Source organism: Streptomyces sp. NPDC028907 (assembly GCF_055564995.1).
This window is the reverse complement of record NZ_JBVHVE010000013.1, coordinates 52,074-70,794: the sequence shown is the minus strand read 5'-3', so window position 1 is coordinate 70,794 and position 18,721 is coordinate 52,074. Positions and strand designations below refer to the sequence as shown.

The 18,721-nt window shown below is 70.4% G+C and carries 17 protein-coding genes; 6 read left to right on the top strand and 11 right to left on the bottom strand.

Annotation, left to right across the window (positions count from 1 at the left end; translation table 11 throughout):
* Positions 1–6: 6 nt before the first annotated feature.
* From ACZ4UU_RS33575 to ACZ4UU_RS33540, 8 genes are all read right to left on the bottom strand, one after another.
* Positions 7–594: a GTP-binding protein gene (locus ACZ4UU_RS33575; RefSeq protein ID WP_471907156.1), complete on the bottom strand. Its 588-nt coding sequence runs from the start codon at positions 592–594 to the stop codon at positions 7–9.
* A complete protein-coding gene (locus tag ACZ4UU_RS33570; protein WP_471907155.1) occupies positions 581–961 on the bottom strand; it encodes a DUF742 domain-containing protein in 381 nt (126 codons plus the stop codon). Before ACZ4UU_RS33570 ends, ACZ4UU_RS33575 begins: the two co-directional genes overlap by 14 nt.
* Positions 942–1,361, bottom strand: a complete 420-nt coding sequence (locus tag ACZ4UU_RS33565) for a roadblock/LC7 domain-containing protein (protein WP_048586515.1) — start codon at positions 1,359–1,361, stop codon at positions 942–944. Before ACZ4UU_RS33565 ends, ACZ4UU_RS33570 begins: the two co-directional genes overlap by 20 nt.
* An 11-nt stretch (positions 1,362–1,372) precedes the next feature.
* Positions 1,373–3,763, bottom strand: a complete 2,391-nt coding sequence (locus ACZ4UU_RS33560; protein ID WP_471907154.1) for a sensor histidine kinase — start codon at positions 3,761–3,763, stop codon at positions 1,373–1,375.
* A gap of 182 nt (positions 3,764–3,945) precedes the next feature.
* Positions 3,946–4,941, bottom strand: a complete 996-nt coding sequence (locus tag ACZ4UU_RS33555) for a substrate-binding domain-containing protein (RefSeq protein ID WP_471907153.1) — start codon at positions 4,939–4,941, stop codon at positions 3,946–3,948.
* Between the two features lie 230 nt (positions 4,942–5,171).
* A complete protein-coding gene (locus tag ACZ4UU_RS33550; RefSeq protein WP_471907152.1) occupies positions 5,172–5,975 on the bottom strand; it encodes an SAM-dependent methyltransferase in 804 nt (267 codons plus the stop codon).
* 644 nt (positions 5,976–6,619) lie between these two features.
* A complete protein-coding gene (locus tag ACZ4UU_RS33545) occupies positions 6,620–7,060 on the bottom strand; it encodes a DUF6114 domain-containing protein (RefSeq protein ID WP_471907151.1) in 441 nt (146 codons plus the stop codon).
* Positions 7,060–7,728, bottom strand: a complete 669-nt coding sequence (locus tag ACZ4UU_RS33540; RefSeq protein ID WP_471907150.1) for a DUF6230 family protein — start codon at positions 7,726–7,728, stop codon at positions 7,060–7,062. The genes ACZ4UU_RS33545 and ACZ4UU_RS33540 overlap by 1 nt, the downstream gene beginning before the upstream one ends.
* Before the next feature lie 622 nt (positions 7,729–8,350).
* Between ACZ4UU_RS33540 and ACZ4UU_RS33535 the strand changes: the two genes are divergently transcribed.
* Positions 8,351–9,004: a Tat pathway signal sequence domain protein gene (locus ACZ4UU_RS33535; RefSeq protein WP_471907149.1), complete on the top strand. Its 654-nt coding sequence runs from the start codon at positions 8,351–8,353 to the stop codon at positions 9,002–9,004.
* A gap of 18 nt (positions 9,005–9,022) precedes the next feature.
* On the opposite strand, the gene ACZ4UU_RS33530 is transcribed toward ACZ4UU_RS33535, so the two are convergent.
* Positions 9,023–9,997, bottom strand: a complete 975-nt coding sequence (locus ACZ4UU_RS33530) for a lytic polysaccharide monooxygenase auxiliary activity family 9 protein (RefSeq protein WP_471907309.1) — start codon at positions 9,995–9,997, stop codon at positions 9,023–9,025.
* A gap of 408 nt (positions 9,998–10,405) precedes the next feature.
* On the opposite strand from ACZ4UU_RS33530, the gene ACZ4UU_RS33525 reads away from it, so the two are divergent.
* A complete protein-coding gene (locus tag ACZ4UU_RS33525) occupies positions 10,406–12,217 on the top strand; it encodes a S8 family peptidase (protein WP_471907148.1) in 1,812 nt (603 codons plus the stop codon).
* A 196-nt stretch (positions 12,218–12,413) separates the two neighbouring features.
* On the opposite strand, the gene ACZ4UU_RS33520 is transcribed toward ACZ4UU_RS33525, so the two are convergent.
* The gene (locus tag ACZ4UU_RS33520) at positions 12,414–13,100 is read right to left on the bottom strand and encodes a ScbR family autoregulator-binding transcription factor (RefSeq protein WP_471907147.1); all 687 of its coding nucleotides are present in this window, start codon (positions 13,098–13,100) and stop codon (positions 12,414–12,416) included.
* A 180-nt stretch (positions 13,101–13,280) separates the two neighbouring features.
* On the opposite strand from ACZ4UU_RS33520, the gene ACZ4UU_RS33515 reads away from it, so the two are divergent.
* The 3 genes from ACZ4UU_RS33515 (at position 13,281) to ACZ4UU_RS33505 (ending at position 16,154) form a co-directional block, all read left to right on the top strand.
* Complete coding sequence (locus tag ACZ4UU_RS33515; RefSeq protein ID WP_471907146.1) at positions 13,281–14,219, top strand: ScbA/BarX family gamma-butyrolactone biosynthesis protein; 939 nt, start codon at positions 13,281–13,283, stop codon at positions 14,217–14,219.
* Between the two features lie 68 nt (positions 14,220–14,287).
* Positions 14,288–14,935 (top strand): ScbR family autoregulator-binding transcription factor, encoded by a 648-nt coding sequence (locus tag ACZ4UU_RS33510; protein WP_471907145.1) that lies wholly within the window; start codon positions 14,288–14,290, stop codon positions 14,933–14,935.
* A gap of 31 nt (positions 14,936–14,966) precedes the next feature.
* Positions 14,967–16,154 (top strand): damage-control phosphatase ARMT1 family protein, encoded by a 1,188-nt coding sequence (locus ACZ4UU_RS33505; protein WP_471907144.1) that lies wholly within the window; start codon positions 14,967–14,969, stop codon positions 16,152–16,154.
* Between the two features lie 48 nt (positions 16,155–16,202).
* On the opposite strand, the gene ACZ4UU_RS33500 is transcribed toward ACZ4UU_RS33505, so the two are convergent.
* The gene (locus tag ACZ4UU_RS33500; RefSeq protein WP_471907143.1) at positions 16,203–17,465 is read right to left on the bottom strand and encodes a cytochrome P450; all 1,263 of its coding nucleotides are present in this window, start codon (positions 17,463–17,465) and stop codon (positions 16,203–16,205) included.
* Positions 17,466–17,691: 226 nt separating this feature from the next.
* Between ACZ4UU_RS33500 and ACZ4UU_RS33495 the strand changes: the two genes are divergently transcribed.
* On the top strand, positions 17,692–18,669 hold the full coding sequence (locus ACZ4UU_RS33495) for an ABC transporter substrate-binding protein (RefSeq protein WP_471907142.1): 978 nt from the start codon (positions 17,692–17,694) through the stop codon (positions 18,667–18,669).
* Positions 18,670–18,721: the final 52 nt, after the last annotated feature.

The window sequence follows — 18,721 nt, the reverse complement described above, 5'->3', positions numbered from 1 at the left end:
CCCGGCTCAACTCGCCTGACGGGCGTCCGCGATCAGCTGGTCCATCAGGGCGATCAGCACATCCCGGCACGACTCGCGCTCCCGCGCGTCGCACAGCAACACCCGTACATGCTCCGGCAGGGCGAGCGCGTCCCTGATCTCCTCGGCCGGGTACGGGTGCGCACCGTGGAAGCCGTTGACGCCGACGACGAACGGGATGCCACGGCGCTCGAAGAAGTCGATCGCCGCGAAACTGGACTCCGGCCGGCGGACGTCCACCAGGACGACCGCCCCGAGCGCGCCGATCGCCAGGTCGTTCCACATGAACCAGAACCGCTGCTGCCCGGGCGTACCGAACAGGTACAGCACCAGCTCCCGGCTGATGGTGATGCGGCCGAAGTCCAGGGCCACCGTGGTGGCCCGCTTCTCCTCGATGCCGTTGAGGTCGTCGATGCCCAGACCCGCGGCCGTCAGGGGCTCCTCGGTGCGCAGCGGGGCGATCTCGCTGACCGACCCGACCATGGTCGTCTTGCCGACGCCGAAGCCGCCGGCGATGAGTATCTTGACCGTGTCGGGAGGCGCGACCGCCTCCAGGGCGGTGTCAGAGCCGGCCAAGGCCGTCCCTCACTTTCTGCAGCAGGTCCAGGTCCGGGGTGCGGGGAGTGACGGGGTGCGGCGGGTGCACGGTGATCAGACCCGCCTCCAGCAGATCGCAGAGCATGATGGCGACCACGCTCACCGGAAGGTCGAGATGGGCCGCGAGCTCCGCCACCGCGATCGGCCGGGCGCAGTACCGCAGGATCCGCGTCTGCTCCGGCTGCGGACGCGGCGCCCGCTGCGGCGGCGGATCCACCGCCGTCACCGTCGTGATCAGGGTGAAGTCGGAGCGGCTGGGCCGGGTCCGGCCGCCGGTCAGCGTGAAGGGACGGACCAGCCGGCCCGCCGTATCGTCTCCGCTCACCTCACGCGCCAGGGCCGACATGGGCCCGCGGTGCCGCCGAGAGATGCTCGCCGATCTTCTTCACCAGCATGTTCATCTGGTACGCCACCACACCGACGTCCGCGCCCTGGTTGGTGAGGACGACGAGATGGGCGCCGGGCCCGGCCGAGGTCAGGATCAGATAGCTGTTGGCCATCTCGATCAGCGCCTGCCGCACCGGCCCGCCTCTGAAGTCCAGGCTGACGCCCTTGCTCAGGCTCATCAGCCCGGACGCCGTCGCCGCCAGCCGCTCGGCGTCGTCGCGCAGGAACCCGGTGGACTTGCTCACCACCAGACCGTCCTCGGAGAGCACGACGGCGTGGTTGACGTCGGCGACCCGCTCCACGAGTCCGGTGAGCAACTGGTCGAGCTGGGTGTCCGTGGCGGGCGTGGGGCGTGTCATGGCGATGTCCTTCATGAACGGTCGGCGGGCGGAGTGGAGGACGTGGGGGAGGAGGCGGAACGGGCCGGGCCGGCCGCGGACGGCCCCTCGCCGGCACCGTCGTCACGCGCCCCCCGAGTGGCCGGGACCCGCTGGTCCTCGGCCTTGGGCGCGTGCGGGGCCTCATGGTCGCTTTCGTCGCGGGCCTGGAGCGTCCCCCGCTGGAAACAGGCGAGGGAGGAGGCGGCGTGTTCGGCGGTGAAGTCGTCGGGGTGGTCCTCCTCTTCGGTGGACGGGGTCTCCTCACGCAGCTCGGCGGCCAGGCTGGTCTGCGGCACCCGCCGGGGGAGGGGGGACAGGCCGTCACGGGCCGCGGGCGCGGCGGCCCGCTCGGACGCGGGGCGGGCCGGCACGACCGGACGGGACTCCCGTACGGGCTCCTCCGGTTCGGCCGCCCCCGCGTGCTCCACCTCGTCCCGGTCCGGGACGGCCACGTCCCGCACCACGACGTCGTGCGGGATCAGCACGATCGCCGTCGTGCCGCCGTACGGCGACGAGCGCAGCGTGACCGCGATGCCGTGCCGCTGGGCGAGCCGCGCGATCACGAACATGCCGAGCCGCAGGTCGTCGGCGAGCGCCACCACGTCGAACTGCGGCGGCTCGGCCAACTGGGCGTTGAACGAGGCGTAGTCCTCCTCGGGCAGCCCGAGGCCGCGGTCCTCGACCTCCACGGCCAGCCCCTTGGCCACCATCGCGGCCCGCACCCCGACCGGCGCGGGCGCGGGGGAGTACAGGGTGGCGTTCTCGATCAGCTCGGCCAGCAGATGGATCACGTCCGCCACGGCGGGCGGCGCGAGATGCACCTCCTCCTCGGTGTGCACCTCCACCCGCTGGTACTCGGCGACCTCGCCGACGGCACTGCGCAGGATGTCGATCAGCGCGACCGGCTCGCTCCAGCTGCGGCCCGGCCGCTCGCCGCTGATGATGACGAGGTTCTCCTCGTAGCGGCGCAACTGGCTGGCGGTGGAGTCCAGTTCGTACAGGCCCTTGAGGACCTCCGGGTCCTGGTGCGCTCGCTCCAGCGCGTCCAGCTTGGTGAGCTGGAGGTTGACCAGGTTCTGGCTCTGCCGGGCGATGCCGAGGATGACCTTCTGGAAGCCGCGCCGGGTGTCGGCGAGTTCCACGGCGGTGTGCACGGCGGTGCGCTGCGCGGTGTTGAACGCCTTGGCCACCTGGCCGAGTTCGTCATGGCCGTAGTCCAGCGGCGGCGTCGCCAGCTCCACGTCGACCGTCTCGCCCCGCTCCAGCCGGGCCACCACGTCCGGCAGCCGGTCCTGCGCCAGACCGAGCGTCGCCTCGCGCAGTCCGCGCAGCCGCCGGGACAGCGAGCGCGTGATCCGCCAGGACATCCACACGCACAGCAGCAGCGCGACAAGACCGCCGGCGCTCAGCGACGCCGCCTTGATCAGCAGACCGCGCGCCTCGTCGCCGCTGCGCTGGAGCAGCGCGGTCGTCTGCTGCCGGATCAGCACCTCGTACTCGTCGGAGACCTTGACCAGCGCGGCCCGCCACTCCTTCTGCGCGTCCGGAACGGCGATGTCCCCCTCGGCACCCGCCGCCGCCCGCGCCGCGAGCACCCGGTCCTCGACCTGCTCCAGGGTCCGCCACCGCGGGCTCCCCAGGATCCGCTCGGTCTCCGCCTTGGCGTTCCCGGTGAGCGCGGGCAGGATCTGGTCGCTGACCAGCCACCGCCGCGTGTTCACCAGCTCGGCGAACTCGGTCCACGTCTTCTCGTCCATCTTCTTCGACGGCGAGGCCAGCGTCAGCAGCGCGTCCTCCCGGGACATCAGCTCGGCCGCGTGCTCCAGCGCCACGAGCGGGCCCGCCTGCGAGGTGAGGTCGCCGTCGTCGACCTGGGAGAGCTCCTGGAAGGCGTGGATCTGGTCGTCGATGATCGACGTGTACTGGCCCAGCGCCTGCACGGCGGGGATGTCGGTGGGGTTGTCCACCTGCCCCCGGTAGTACTCCAGGCTGCTCACGGACGCCACGACCGAGTACAGCCGGTCCTTGATCCGCGAGGGCGCCCGCTGGATCTCCTCGGACTGCGCCAGCAGCTTGGCGACCGCCTTGTCGGTCTTGGCGCGCTGCGCGTCCAGCGCGGTACGCGCCTCCTCCTGCCGCGAGGCCAGCCAAACGGCCGAGTAGCTGCGCTCCTGCTGCAACGCGAGCGTGGCCTCGGTGCCCATGGCCCCGGTCGACCTGCTCAGCCCGGTCTGCGACCGCAGCCGCAGCCCCTCCGAGAACATCTGGATCGTCGTCACGCTCCAGACGGCGGCGAGCATGACGCTGGGCACCAGCGCCAGGAGGATCAGGGAGAGACGGATGGAGCCGAGGCGGCGCCGGGGACCTGTCCGTGGAGACATTGTTGTCCTAGGGCGATCAGCGGAGGGTGGGAGCGAAGGGCGGGAGCGGAAGGGGGACGAGCGCGGGGGGTGGCCGCGTGTCCGGGATGTCACAGGGGGTGCCCAGGATGCTATCCGTACAAGTGAGCGTACGCGTCACGCGTGACCGAATCTTTGAGGACACCGTCCGGGGAACTGTCCGGTCAGCGGGTTCCGTTGGCGGCGAGCTCCGCGACCGAGGCGACGTTCGCCTTGGTGACGAACGCCGGTCCGGTGAGGACGGGCGCCTCCCCACCGCCGAGCGTGTTGCCGTTGGTCCGGTAGAGCCAGAGCGAGTCCACCGCGAGATAGCCCTGGAGATACGGCTGCTGGTCCACGGCGAACTGCACGTCGCCGTCCTGGACCGCCTGGGCCAAGTCCTTGTTGAGGTCGAAGGTCGCGACACGGGCCTTGCTGTCGGCCTCCTGGGCCGACTTCACCGCGGCCAGCGCGAACTGCGCGCCGTTGGTGACGACTTCGTCGAAGCTCGAATCCTGGGAGAGCCGCGCCGCGATGGTGGCGGTGACCGCGTCCATGTCGGTGCCGTCCACGTAGAGGTTGTCGGTCTCGCCGCCGAACGCCTTCTTCACGCCCGCACAGCGTGCCTCCAGGGCGACGTTGCCGCGCTCGTGGATGACGCACAGGGCGTGCTTGGCCTTGAGGTCGTCCAGCTTGTCGCCGACGGCCCGGCCCGCGACGCTCTCGTCCTGGCCGAAGTACCCGAGGAGACCAGCCGACTGCCAATCGTCTATACCAGAGTTGAGGCCGACCACGGGTATGCCGGCCGCCCGCGCCTCGGCGACCGGACCGGCCATCGCCGTCGGCTTGGCCAGGGTCACCGCGATGCCGTCGACCTTCTTCCGGATCGCGTCCCGCATCAACTCCGCCTGGCCCGCGGGCTCGGAGTCGTTCGCGAAGGTCAGCTCGATCCTGTCCTTGGCGGCCGCCGCCTGGGCGCCCTTCCGCACCAGCTCCCAGAAGGCGTCCCCCTCGCCTCCGTGAGTGATGAGGGCGACTTTCAGCCGTGCGGTGTCCGCCGCGTCCGTGCCCGACGCGTCGTCGGTCGCGCCGACGGCGGAGCAGCCGGCCAGCAGCAGACAGGACGCGGCCGTGACGACCGCGGCGCGAGTGAGAACGAAGGAGGGGGGTGGGGTCTTCATGAGGGTGCGGCACCTCGCTGTGCGGCCGAGCCGGAGGAACGAACGAGAGCACGGCCGGAGTCGAACGGGGAGGTCCCCGACCTGGTGAACTCTCGCTGGGGCGGAGCCAATCGCGTGTGACCACCGGTAGTCAAGTGTGCAACCACGCGGTGTGAGTCGTCGCTGCCACATCGTGATGAACGCTGGCCGGAGGCCGGACCGCCGCACTCGCAAACATACCCGACCGGGCCTCAACTCGGTTTGCGCGCGACCGCCCCGTACATCGCGACGTCCTCGTCCCGGACCACCTCGGCACCCGTACCGTCCGGACGCCACTTGTGCACCTGGACGATGCCGGGCTCGACGAGGTCCAGACCGGTGAAGAACTCCCCGGCCTCGCTGAGGCTGCGCAACCGCATCGGCATACCCCGAGCCGCGTACTCCCGGGCGACCCGCCCTACCTCGTCCGGCGCGAAGTCGGCGGTGCCGATGGACATCGCCAGGTAACTGCCCACCGGCAACGGTTCGAGCAACCGCCGTACGATCCCCACGGCGTCGTCCTCGTCCAGCATGAAGTGCACGATGGCGATGACAGCCAGCGCGACCGGCTCCGCCGGATCGAGGGTCTCCCGCAGTTCCGGGGCGTCGAGAATGGTCGAGGGGTCACGCATGTCACCCTCGACATACGCTGTCCTGCCCCGGGCTCCACCGCCCAACGACCCCTGACTGAGCGCGAGTACCAGCGGATCGTTGTCCACGTACACGACCCGCGCTTCGGGCAGCACCGACTGGGCGATCTCATGGACATTGGGCGAGGTCGGCACCCCGGTCCCCACATCCAGAAACTGCCGCACCCCCGCCTCCTCCGCGAGATACCGCACAGCCCGATGCATGAAGTCCCGATTGGCCCGCATATGGACAGGCAGCGCAGGCCATTCCCGAACCATCGCATCGCCCGCCTCCTGATCAGCGGGGTAGTAGTCCTTGCCGCCGAGGATGTAGTCATAGATACGAGCGGAATGGGCGGTCTCGGCGTCAACGGGGTCGACGGACATGAGGCCTCCGGAGACTGGACATCGGACCCAGCCCAGTCTGGCAACTGGCCCGCATCAACGGGAAGTTGTCGATCCCCGACATCCCACTTCCGCCGAGAAGCGCGCCCCCCGGTCCGGCGATCAGCTTGGGCGAGCTGCGGGTCGGCGTGCCGCCTGGGGCGACGGGAAGTAGCCGGGGGCGGGTGTCACGCGTGGCGTGTTGGAGGGTCGGGGGTCGCGAGGTCTCCGGGGTGCGGGGGAGTGGGGTTTGGTGTGCCTGCCTGGGGGTGTGGGGGCATTGAGGGCCGGGCTGCTGATTGAGGGGCGGGGGCGTTGGTGGGGTTGGTGTGATGCGTGGGGTGTGGGCGGGGCGGCGGTTGGGGGCCGGCCTGCTGATGGGGGCGAGGGGATGCTGGTGAGGGCGGGTGTCATGCGCCAGGTGCCGGAGGGTCAACAGGCCCACCCGGGGACGCGGGGCAGGGAGAGTCGGCATGCCGGCGCAGAGGTGCGGTACGCCGGTGGGACGGCATGTCGATCGCGGTCCGCTGGACCACCGACGCTCACCGCACCCACCCAGGGGCGCGGGGAACTGCGCGACCAGCCCCCGCACACCCGCACTCGCCGAACGCTCCCGCCCCCCCACGACGCTCGGGCGGGAACCCGGTTCAGGCGGGCTCCCCGACCTTCTGGCCAACCGTCGCGGCAACGCCCTTGTCCCGCCGCCGCCGTCGGCGCCGACGCCGAGGCTCCTGATCCGGAAGCCACCCGAAAGCAAGGCAACTCCCCACGACCCCGAGCAGCAGCCCCACAAAGAACCCGCCCAGATTCGAGGTGAGCCAGGTCCCCAGCGTCACCAACACCCCGGTGATCGAATAGAAGAGCCGCTGCCCGGGATTGAAAAGGATCAGCAGACCGAGCAACACCATCAGCGTCGGCAACAGATACCCGGCCAGCCCCTGCATACCGGCATGCAGCATGACCTTCACGGACGCCTTCATGGTGAGCAGAACCTCCGCCCCGCCCAGCGCGAGCAACACCCCGCCCCAGAACGGCCGATCGGCCCGCCAACGACGGAAGGCCGACCGGAAACCCGTACGCGAACTCATCAGCAACCCTTACTGCTGAAACTGAGTTTCAGTCCGGGAAGCTTGAACACCCCCGCAGTCGTCGCATAGTTGGTCTGCCGCAGATTGGCGATGCGCACGGTGTCCGCCTGCTGACTGAAGACACCGATCGGTCCCTTCACCCCAGCCTTGGTCAACGTACTCGCGTCATTGCCGATCTCGATGTTGTTGAACGCGGCGTCACCCGACAATTCCGTCGAGTCGGTGGTCAGATCGCTCGCGGTCACCTTCTCCGCCCCACCGCCCGCGGTGATGAGCAGGTTCGTCCCACCCAGATCCACGCTCTGGCACAGCTTCGTGAGCGTCGCGTTCTTGATCGCGGACGTGACCACCAGCACCTGCCCACCGGTGTCCCCCGCGTTGGGACTGCCCGGCGCCATCTCGTCGAGCCCGCCGAACTGCTCGAACCCGGTGCCGTTGAGCTCGGTCGCGGTGACGGTGAAGGGCATGCCGGAGATCGCGAACTGCACGCCCAGCGCCCCCTCGGCAGTGAGCACCGCGAGGGTGCCGGCGACGAGGGTGGCCGGTACCGCCATCACGGCGGCCCGGCGCGCCCGGACCCGCCCGCGTCTCGCGGGACCGTCGGGGGTTTCGGACGCTTCGTACGCTTCGGTCACGGAACCGCTTTCCGGATTCTCGGACAAGGCCATAACTGCTCCCAGGTGCAGAGAAAGTGCGGGTAGGGCATCAGCGGCACGTTGTCCTGGCGCGGACAGCGCCCACGGCGTACGTCTCCTCACAACTCCCGGCGGATGCAAGGGCTTTCTCGTACTCCGCAGTAGCCAGACCGGGAAGTTACCGGTGGTTACACTTCAGGGTCAAGGTAGTTGTGGAAAAAGGGTGTTGGTTGTGTGTCACCTGTGACTCAGGGGCGCTCCTGGACGCGGCGCGGGACCCGATGCCAACATCAACTCCCCTACGATGCCTTGACGTTGACTGACTCTCAGGTCTACAACTGCCCCTGGCTCCCCCCTGGATCCGTGGCGCCGGATCCGCCGCCCGCGTGGCCTCTGCCCGCGTTCCCGGACTGATGTCCTTCACATTTCCGCGAGTTCATTCCACGGCGCCGTCACGGTCGCATCCCCCTCGGTCCGTGCCGGCCGTCCCTCGCCGTTGCCGGTCCGTGACGTACGGAGAAGGCGTCACGGACCGGCGACGGCACACCCGAACTCGCCCCCACTTCTCGACCCTCTGAACTCCCTGATCTCCCCGATCCCCCTGAGCCCCATGGGCCTCAGGGCACACCCGCAACGAAAGCCGAGGTACACCCCCATGCGCACCCGCACCCTCCTCACCCTCGCCGGCACCGTCGCCGCCCTCACCCTCCCCCTGGCCGGCCCCGCGTCCGCGGCCGACGGCACCGTCCTCACCACCGGCTCCGTCGGCGGTACGGCCGTCGCGGCCGGTGAGGTCCTCACCGCGCCGCTGGCGAGCGGCACCGCCGCCACGTTCTACTCCAGCGCGACTGGTACGAGCGGTATCTCCTGCACGTCGTCGCAGTTCACGGCCACCGTGACGGACAACCCGAGTGCGCCCGGCAGCGCGACGGAGTCGGTCTCCGCGCACACCTTCGACGCCGCCAGCTGCACCACCAACGTGCTCGGCGTGCTCGGCGTCACCAGCATCACGGTCAACAACCTGCCGTACAGCGCCGCCGTGTCCTCCGACGGCACCGTCACCGTCACGCCCGCCGAGGGCTCCACCATCCAGACGACGGTCGTCCTGCGGACCCTGCTGGGCAGCATCAACTGCGTCTACCAGGCCCCCAGCCTGTCCGGCACGGCGAGCAACGACGACAACACCATCAACTTCGCCGGCGCCCAGTTCACCAAGGTCTCCGGCTCGTCCCTCTGCTTCGCCAACGGCTACTTCACCGCCAAGTACGCCCCGGTGACCGCCGACGGCGAGGCGGTCTACGTCAACTGACCTCCACCGCGCCGGAGTTCACCTCCTGCGCAGCCGTAGCGCAAGGGCGGCGCCCCCGGTGAGCACCAGCACCGCGGCGGCGCCGCCCGCGAGCATCGGTGTCGAGGGTCCGGCACCGGCGCCCCCGCTGTTCGCCACCGGCGTGCTGTCGGGCGCGGCGGCGGTCTGCGGACGGCGGCCCTCGGCGCCGACGGGGGCGGAAGGCGTCGGTGAGACGGACTTGCGCGGCTCGGCCGCCGGTGAAGGGCTCGCGGTCGTACGGCCGTCGTCCCGGCCCGCGTCGCCGTCGACGGCGGAAGCCGTACGCCCGCCGCCGCTCGCCTCGGCGCCCGCGTCCCCGCTCCCGTCTTCGCCCGCCGGGAACACCACGTCGGAGCACGAGTAGTACGTGTCCGGCGTACTGCTGTTCTGCCAGATCGTGTACAGCACATGCCGTCCGGTCCGGTCGGACGGCAGCGTCGCCCTGATCCGGTACGCCCCGTTGGTCAACGCGGGATCCTTGGCCTCCGCGAACGGCTTCTCCGCGAGGTCGGACCAGGACAGCGGCTTCGCCGGGTCATAGCCGGGCTTGGTGAGGTACAGCTTGAACGTGCCGGTGTGCGGGATCGTCGAGACGTACCGCATGGTCAGGTCGGCACCCGGCGTGAGCCGGGTCGACGGCCAGTCGGCGCGGGCGAGGTCGAGTCCCCGGTAGGCGGGCAGTCCGCCACTGCACAACTGCCCGTCGGGCACGACCTGTCGGTCGCGGCCGTTCACGTTCGCGATCCGAAGGTTGTCCCAGGCGGTGAAGGGTGCCCCGTTCGACGTGACCGCCGCCCGGCAGGCCGCGGACCGGGACGCGCCACCGCCGTCGGGAGAGCAGGCGTACACCCGGCTGACCGGATCCGTCGGCGCACCGTGCGCACGGGCGGGGCCCGCCGCCCACATCGTGAGCAGCAGGGGTGCGACGGCGGTGGTCGCCAGGGCGGTGCGATGCGATCTCATCCAGGGCATCCGGGACATCCGGAACGTCTCCTCGGCCGACGCGGGAAAGGGTCCCCGTGCAGTACGGGCACACGACCCGGCGCGTTCAGCGCGCGACGAGCCGGGCAAAGTCCGGCATTACCGGTCAACCGCCCGACGTAGAGGGTGGGTTTCCGGCCCGATCAAGGGTTTCCCCTGTATCCCGATGACCTTCTCTTTGCCTATCGTTCGACCACAGCCGACCCACAGGTAACCCCGAACGGGTCGTAGCTCGCGCCAGGCCGGCCGCCGCGCCCCGCAGTTCGCACTGCCCCACATGCGTTCCCCGCACTGCCCCACCCGCCTTCTCGGCATACCCCCCCGCCGCTTCGAGGACGAAGCGAATCGACCGCCGCTCCGCGCTGCCCGGAGTACGGCAGGCCACGAAAGGGCACACCCTTGCGTACCTCTGCGTCCACCAGACGGAAGCTGATATCCGCCGCCGCGGTCTCCGCCGCGCTCTTCACGGCCGCCACCACCTCGGTCGCCGTGGCCCAGGACTCCTCGGCCCAGGAAGCCGCCGCCCCCGTCCCGGCGGCCCAGACCGAGGCCGCCCCCGGCACCCCGGCCGAACGCCTCATCGTCGGCTACAAGTCCGGCGCCTCCGAGGCCAGGTCGAACAAGGCCGCCGAGGCCGACGCCGCCGCCAAGGGCAAGGAGGCCGGCGAGAACCTCGACTTCCAGCGCCGCCTCGGCTCCGGCGCCGCCCTCGTCGACCTGGGCGAGGGCCTCACCAAGAGCGACGTCGCCGACGTCGTCGCCGAGTACCAGGCCGACCCGCAGGTCGCCTACGTCGTACCGGACCGGCTGAACAAGCCGCTGGCCACGCCCAACGACACCGAGTACGGCAAGCAGTGGGACCTGTCCGAGGCCACCGCCGGCATGAACGTGCCGGCCGCCTGGGACGTCACGGACGGCAGCGGGGTCACCGTGGCCGTCATCGACACCGGCTACGTCACCCACTCCGACCTCGGGGCCAACATCGTCGGCGGCTACGACTTCATCTCCGACACCGCGGTCTCCAACGACGGCAACGGCCGTGACAGCAACCCGGCCGACACGGGCGACTGGACCACCGACGGCCAGTGCAGCAGCGACTGGACGGCCACCACGTCCTCCTGGCACGGCACCCACGTCGCGGGCACCATCGCCGCCGTCACCAACAACAGCAAGGGCATCGCGGGCATCGCGTACGGTGCGAAGGTCTCCCCGCTGCGCGTCCTCGGCCAGTGCGGCGGCTACGACTCCGACATCATCGACGCCATCACCTGGGCGTCCGGCGGTTCCGTCTCCGGCGTCCCGGCCAACGCCAACGTCGCCAAGGTCATCAACATGAGCCTCGGCGGGGGCGGCGCCTGCTCCGCCGCCACCCAGAGTGCCATCAACGGCGCCGTGAACCGGGGCACCACGGTGGTCGTCGCGGCGGGCAACGAGAACCAGAACGCCGCCAACTCCTCGCCCGCCAACTGCAACAACGTCATCACCGTCGCCGCCACCGACCGCAGCGGGAACCGGTCCTACTACTCCAACTTCGGCTCGATCGTGGACATCGCGGCCCCGGGCGGCGAGACCAACAGCACGACCGCCAACGGCATCCTGTCCACGCTGAACACCGGCACGCGGGGCCCGTCGAGCGAGTCGTACAAGTTCTACCAGGGCACCAGCATGGCCGCGCCGCACATCGCGGGCCTGGCCGCGCTGATGAAGTCGGCCAACGCGTCCCTGACCCCGGCGCAGATCGAGTCGGCCATCAAGTCCAACGCCCGCACCCTGCCCGGCACCTGCTCCGGCGGCTGCGGCGCGGGTCTGGCGGACGCGGCGAAGACCGTGCAGGCGGTGAGCGGCAACTCCGGCGGCTCCACGGGGGGCACCACCTTCACCAGCACCTCCGCCGTCGCCATCCCGGACAACAGCTCCGCGATCGAGTCCTCCATCGCGGTCAGCGGCCGCAGCGGCAACGCCCCGTCGGCCCTCCAGGTCGGCGTGGACATCACCCACACCTACCGCGGTGACCTGGTCATCGACCTGGTGGCGCCGGACGGTTCGACGTACCGCCTCAAGTCCAGCTCCTCGGACTCCGCGGACAACATCAACACCACCTACACGGTGAACGCCTCCAGCGAGACCGCCAACGGCACCTGGAAGCTGCGCGTCCAGGACACGGCGGCCCAGGACACGGGCCGGCTCAACAGCTGGAAGCTGACCTTCTGACCGGTCTCGTCACCGACTTGTGTGACCGACCCTGTGTGACCGGCCTTCCGGTCGACAACTGAACCGTGCCCTCGACGGGCGCGTACACGAACGGGCGGGCCGGCCGGTGCGGATGGGGCATCGGCCGGCCCGTCGTGTGTCGCGAGTGCTGCCGGCCGGGGCGGAAACCGTCGCTCCGGTCGGCTTCGCGTTCGTTTCAGCGGCCTGACGCGTCCACCGCGACCCGCCCGACCCGCTCGGCGTCGGCCGCGTCGAGGGCGGCCAGCACACGAGCGCCGCGATCGGGCTCCCGGTCGATCCCGGGCAGCAGACCCGGCACCGCGATGCTCGGCAGGACATGTCCCCACAGGACCGAGATCCGCTCCGCCAGATCGGCCCGGTCGGTCAGCGCCCGGGACATCAGCTGGATCCCCGCGAACGCCCCGACCAGCAGCTCAACCGTCTGCCTCGGCACCACGGTGGGCAGCAACTCGCCCTGGTCACGAGCCCGTTCGAGCAGCACGACCAGATGGTCCGCCCACTGCCGGAACGGGCCGGAGTGGTCGGCTCCCGACGGTGCGCTCTGATCCACCGCCAGCCGCACGCTGCCCTTGAGCAGCGAGTTCCCGAGCAGCCGCTGCCCGAACACGAAGGTCATGTCGACGAGTTCCTGGAGCTTGCACGGCTGCGGCGGCACCGCTCCGAAGGGCACCTGCTCGTCCAGCACGGCCTGGGCGAGGGATTCCTTCGAGGAGAAGTGGAAATACAGGGCGCCCTTCGTCACTTCGGCCCGCTCCAGGACCATCGAGATGGTCGTCGCGGTGTACCCGTGCTCGTCGAAGACCGCGCCGGCGGCCTCGAGAATCACCCTCCGCGTTCTGATGGCGCGCTCCTGCCTCGCCATAACAGCCCCTCCGCTGCACCGAGTCGGCCCGTGCGCCGGGCGTGCGCCGGAGCGGTTCGGGCACAGCCGGGCGACCCAGGTCCGCATTGAAAACAAACCGGTCGGCTCGTACTCTAACGCTCGCGGCACGGGCACCTCGCCGTCTGTCAGCGCACACACGGGGGTACCCAAGGAGGGGACATGCCTTACCCGCGGCCACTCGCCACGACCCTGCTCGCCGAGACCCCGGTACCGGACGGCCTGACCGCCACCGTACCGCGCCAGCTCGTCCACCGCGCTTCGGTCGCGGAAACGTTTCTCACGGGCGCGACCAGCATCGACACCGACCGGTTCACGGTCTTCGCCGAGTGGCCGCGCGCCCATCAGTTACACGTGTCGCCGGACCGGTCGGCCTATGAACCGCTGCTCGTCGCGGAAACCGTCCGCCAGTCCGGCACTCTCATCGCGCACACCGCCTACGAGGTCCCCCTGGGCCACCAGTTCGTGCTCCAGGAGCTGCGGATCACCACGAGTCCCGAGCACCTCGTCATGGGCGCCACCCCCGCCGAACCAGTCCTGCACATCGAGGTCTGCGACGTCACCCGGCGCGGCGGCCGTCCGGCCGGATTCCGCTACGACGTGGAGATACGGCTCGGCGAGGAACTCGTCGGGACCGCGCACGTGGCCGCCACCTGGACCAGCGCGGCCGTCTACCGCCGTCTGCGCGGCGGCCGCACCGCGGCCACCGTGTCCGCGTTGCCCGCCCCGCCCGGTCTGCCGCCCGCCGCCGTGGGCCGCGCCCTGCCCGCGGACGTGGTCCTCGCCCCGGCCGGACGCTCCGACGGCTGGCAGCTGCGAGTCGATACCGGACATGCTGTTTTCTTCGATCACCCGCTCGACCACGTCCCCGGCATGCTTCTGCTGGAGGCGGCCCGCCAGGCCGTCCGGGCAGGCGCCCGGAGCACCCGCCGCACAGCGGTTTCGTTCCATGCCGTCTTCCATCAGTACGCCGAACTTGACCTGCCCCTTTGGATAGAGGCCGAGGGCCGGGAAGGTGCGCACGGCACCGATGTGCAAGTCGTCGGACGCCAGGGGGAGTCGACGGTCTTCGAGTGCGGGGTGGGTATCGAAGAGCGCTGAGATATCGTGTGGGGAGCAAGAAACAAACGGCACGACCCGTTCTTTTCCGTCACAGGAGAGTCCAGCTGATGGCGAGGCAGTTACGCGCCGAACAGACCCGCACCACGATCCTCACAGCCGCCGCCGAACTGTTCGACCGTCACGGCTATGAATCGACCAGTCTCAGCGACATCGTCGAGCAGGCCCAGGTCACCAAGGGCGCCCTGTACTTCCACTTCGCGGCCAAGGAAGACCTCGCCCAGGCCATCATGGAGCTGCAGTCCCGTGCGTCCCGGCAGGTCGCGAACGAGATGAACGGCCGGGGCTACACCTCGCTGGAGTCCCTGATACGCACGACGTTCGGCATCGTGCGGCTCTCCGTCGAGGGCCCGATCCCCCGGGCCGGCCTGCGCCTGGCCACCGGGGGAGTGGTGATACGGCCGCCGCTGCGGCACCCGTACACCGAGTTGCTGGACATCACCACCCGCAAACTCCTCGGCGCCGCCAAGGAGTCCGACATCCACCCGGACGTCGACGCCGAGGCCGCCGCGCACTCCGTCGTCTGCTTCTTCGTCGGCACCCGCGTCGTCGGCCGCTCCCTCGAACCCGTCGCACGCCAGCCCCGTCGGCTGGCCGAGATGTGGCACATCATGATCCGCGGCCTGGTCCCGGTACCGCGCCGGGCCCGCTATCTCACGCTCGCGACACAGTTGGAGCGGGAGATCAGAGCCGTATGAGCCGTGTGACGCGCGGGGTACCGTGAGGCGCATGCCCGAGAGGTCAGACACCGCGCCCCCGCCCGTGCTCCTCGGGAACGAACCCGGCTCGTTCCCGCACAGCGTCCTCGCCGAACGGCATCCCGCGATCATCCAGCAGGTACGGGACTCCTTCCCGTACGGTCCCGAGCAGCACCGCGCGCTGGACGCGCTCCTCGCGAACTGCACCAAGGGCGTCGTCGAACCCCTCCCCGCCGACGCGCACGACCGCGGCCGCTGGACGGCCTGGGGCGCCGACGCATACGCCGGCCGGTCCTGGTTCGACGTGCCGTGGCTGTGGTCGGAGAGCTACTTCTACCGCCAACTCCTCGAAGCCGTCGGCTACTTCACCCCCGGACCCTGGCAGGGCATCGACCCGTTCCGCCCCTCCAAGACCACCGAACTCGACGCCCCGGAAACGGACGAGGAACTCTCCGCCCTCGACACCCTCGCCGACCGGCCCGTGGGCGAGCAGGACCGGGCGCTGCTGCACGGCTCCCTCTGGGGCAACCGGGCCGACCTCGGCTTCCGGTTGTCGGCCGCGCACGGCGAGACCTCCTCGGAGACCCCGCCCCTGGTCGCCGACGACAGCGAGACCCTCTGGTCGCTGCTCCCGCCCTCCGGCTCGGCCACCCTGTGCCTGATCGCCGACAACGCGGGCCGCGAACTCGTCCCCGACCTGCTCCTCATCGCCCACCTCCTCACCCAGGGGCGCATCGCGCGGGCTGTCCTCCACGTCAAGCCGTACCCGTACTACGTCTCCGACGCCACGCACACCGACGTACTGGACGCCGTGCGCCGGCTGACGGCGGCCCCGGGCGCCACCGCGACCTACGGCCGCACCCTCTGGACGGCGCTGACGGACGGCCGCCTCACCGTCCGCGCCCACCCCTTCTCCTGCGCCCCGCTGCCGTATGCCGAGATGCCCGGCGACCTGCGCGACGAACTCGCCGCCGCCACCCTCACCCTCCTCAAGGGCGACCTCAACTACCGCCGCCTGGTCGGCGACCGGCTCTGGCCGCCGACCACGCCGTTCACCGACGTCACCGCCTACTTCCCCGGCCCGGTCGCCGCCCTGCGCACCCTCAAGTCCGACGTGATCACCGGCCTCGACAGCGGAACCGAGGCGACGCTGGTGGCGGCGGAGGGACAGCGGTGGCGGACGGGCGGCACGCACGCGCTGATCCAGGTGCGGAGGTGACCGATGGGCCGGGCCGGCAACCCGTGAGCAGCCTGGCCCTGGACAGGCTCAAGTCATGTGCACCGGCAGCGACTTGAGCCCGTTGATGAAGTTCGACACCAGCCGCTTGGGCGGCCCGGCCGTCCGTAGCTCCGGCAGTACCCGCAGGGCCTCCCGGTAGAGCACGCGCAGCTGGAGCCGTGCGAAGTGCGCGCCCAGGCAGACGTGCGGACCGTCGCCGAACGAGACATGCGGGTTCGGGGCGCGGGACAGATCCAGCCGGTCCGGTTCGCTGAAGACCCGTTCGTCGCGGTTGGCCGAGGCGTGGTAGACGACCACCTTGTCGCCCGCGCGGATACGCCGACCCGCCAGCTCCGTGCCCTGCGCGGCGGTGCGCCGGAAGGTGAGAACGGGTGGATGCCAGCGCAGCAACTCATCGACGGCGGGCCGGAGTTGAACGTCTCCGGTGCGTAGTCGCTCGTACGACTCCGGGTGCTCGGCCAGTGTCAGCAGCCCGCCCGGAGCCGCGCTGCGGACAGTGTCGTTGCCCGCGACCGTGAGCAGGAAGAAGAACATCTCCAGCTCCGGCCCGGCGAGTTCGGCATCGTGCGCGAGGGTCGTCATCACGTCGTCGTCGGGGAACCGCCGTTTGTGCGCGGCCAGTTGACGGGCGTACGCGAACATGTCCCGGAGCATCGCGGGCGACCGCGGATTGACCGGTCTGCCCTGCGTGTCCAGTACCGGGGGACCCGCCTCGTCGGGGTCCTGGTAGCCGATCACCCGCTGCGTCCAGTGCAGCAGCAGCCTGCGGTCCGCCTCCGGCACGCCGAGCAGGTCCGCGAGGTTGAGCAGCGCGTAGTCGTCGGTCACGGCGGTGACGAGATCGATGGTGCCGTCCGTCGCGCGGGCCGTCTCCTGGGCCTGCGCGAAAAGGGTGCGGGCCCGCTGCTCGGCGATCCTGGCGAAACGGTCGACGCGGCCGGGGGTGAAGGCCCGGCTCACGAGCCGTCTCAACCGGCCGTGCCCCGGCGGATCCTGATTGAGCATCATGCGGCGGATGAACGGCAGGTCGTCGGGGTCGGGATCCCGGATCTGGGTCGCGCCGACGTACGAGGAGTAGGTCGCCGAGTCCTTGAGCACGCGCACGACGTCCGCGTGCCGGGTCACCGCCCAGAACCCGGGCCCGGCCGGCCAGCCCAGCACCTCGTACTCCTCCTGCCGGACCACCGGGTGATGGTCGCGCAGGACGCGATAGGCCTCGTGGGGCACGCCGGCCGCGTACTGCCGGGGGTCGAAGACATCGGGGACGGGAGGCGCGTCGTGGACGGTCACGCCCGCTCGCCTTCGCCGACGTGGCCGGTGCTGTCCGTGCTGTCCGTGCTGTCCGCGCCGTCCGTGTCGCCCGCGTTGTCGCCCCGCAGGGGCGGGATCGAGAAGGAGGTCATGCGACCAAGGTGGCCCATATCGGTGGAGACCGACAGATTGACGGGTCCCGGTCGGTGTGCTGTATCGCCATCGCATGTGGTGATCATGACAATTTCTTGCTAGTCATGTCGTCATGCCGTTACGTCCATTGCGCTCGGGAACGAGGGCGGTCGCCGCCGCTGGGACGGCCCTCCTGCTGGTGACGGTCCCGGCCTGCGGCGGTGACGGGGACTCCTCGTCCGGGGCCGGCGGTCGGCAGACCGTCCGAGTGGCCGCGCTGCCCCTGATCGACTGTGCCGCCCTCTATATCGCGCGGGACCGAGGCCTGTTCGAGAAGGAGGGCCTCGACGTCCGCGTCCAGCAGATCCAGCAGAGCCTCCAGGCGCTGCCGGCGCTGGCCAAGGGCCAGATCGACATGGTCGCGAGCGCGAACTACGTCACCTACCTCCAGGCCCATGAGCAGGGCACCCTCGACATCCGGATCGTCGCCGAGGCGATCAGGGCCGCGCCGCGGATGATGGAGGTCCTGGTGCCCGAGGACTCGGACATCAAGAGCGTCGCCGACCTCGCGGGCAAGGAGCTCGCGGTCAACGTCCTGAACAACGTCCAGTCCCTCACCTTCAACGAGATCCTGGACCAACAGGGCGTCGACCGCCCCGTCTACCGGGCGATCCCCTTCCCCCAGATGGGCGCCGCCCTGGACAAGGGACAGGTCGACGCCGTACACGCGGTGGAGCCCTACGACAGCTCCATCCAGGACGAGTTGAAGGCAAGGGTTCTCGTCGACGGCTCGACCGCGCCGGTGGAGTCCATACCGCTGAGCGGCTACATCAGCACGAGCGACTACGCCGACGGCGACGGCAAGAAGACCCTCGCCGCGTTCCAGCGGGCCATCAAGGCGGCCGTACGGATCGCTGAGGAGGACCCGTCCGTCGTACGCGCCGTTCTGCCGACCTACACCAAGGTCACCGAACAGCAGGCCGAGTCGATCGATCTGCCCCTTTTCCCGCCCGCCATGGACGCCGCGCAACTCACCCGGCTCGCCGACCTGATGAAGAAGCAGGGCATGCTGAAGAAGCCGATCGATCCGGCGACGCTGATGGTCGAGTGACGTGTGCCCAAGTGGTGTGGGTCAAGCGGCCTCCGGTCGAGTGACGTGGTGA

Bases quoted from the DNA above. Each gene is read 5' to 3' on its own strand.
- ACZ4UU_RS33570 (WP_471907155.1), bottom strand. From the start codon at position 961: ATGTCGGCCCTGGCGCGTGAGGTGAGCGGAGACGATACGGCGGGCCGG.
- ACZ4UU_RS33565 (WP_048586515.1), bottom strand. From the start codon at position 1,361: ATGACACGCCCCACGCCCGCCACGGACACCCAGCTCGACCAGTTGCTC.
- ACZ4UU_RS33560 (WP_471907154.1), bottom strand. From the start codon at position 3,763: ATGTCTCCACGGACAGGTCCCCGGCGCCGCCTCGGCTCCATCCGTCTC.
- ACZ4UU_RS33555 (WP_471907153.1), bottom strand. From the start codon at position 4,941: ATGAAGACCCCACCCCCCTCCTTCGTTCTCACTCGCGCCGCGGTCGTC.
- ACZ4UU_RS33550 (WP_471907152.1), bottom strand. From the start codon at position 5,975: ATGTCCGTCGACCCCGTTGACGCCGAGACCGCCCATTCCGCTCGTATC.
- ACZ4UU_RS33545 (WP_471907151.1), bottom strand. From the start codon at position 7,060: ATGAGTTCGCGTACGGGTTTCCGGTCGGCCTTCCGTCGTTGGCGGGCC.
- ACZ4UU_RS33540 (WP_471907150.1), bottom strand. From the start codon at position 7,728: ATGGCCTTGTCCGAGAATCCGGAAAGCGGTTCCGTGACCGAAGCGTAC.
- ACZ4UU_RS33535 (WP_471907149.1), top strand. From the start codon at position 8,351: ATGCGCACCCGCACCCTCCTCACCCTCGCCGGCACCGTCGCCGCCCTC.
- ACZ4UU_RS33530 (WP_471907309.1), bottom strand. From the start codon at position 9,997: ATGCCCTGGATGAGATCGCATCGCACCGCCCTGGCGACCACCGCCGTC.
- ACZ4UU_RS33520 (WP_471907147.1), bottom strand. From the start codon at position 13,100: ATGGCGAGGCAGGAGCGCGCCATCAGAACGCGGAGGGTGATTCTCGAG.
- ACZ4UU_RS33515 (WP_471907146.1), top strand. From the start codon at position 13,281: ATGCCTTACCCGCGGCCACTCGCCACGACCCTGCTCGCCGAGACCCCG.
- ACZ4UU_RS33510 (WP_471907145.1), top strand. From the start codon at position 14,288: ATGGCGAGGCAGTTACGCGCCGAACAGACCCGCACCACGATCCTCACA.
- ACZ4UU_RS33505 (WP_471907144.1), top strand. From the start codon at position 14,967: ATGCCCGAGAGGTCAGACACCGCGCCCCCGCCCGTGCTCCTCGGGAAC.
- ACZ4UU_RS33495 (WP_471907142.1), top strand. From the start codon at position 17,692: ATGCCGTTACGTCCATTGCGCTCGGGAACGAGGGCGGTCGCCGCCGCT.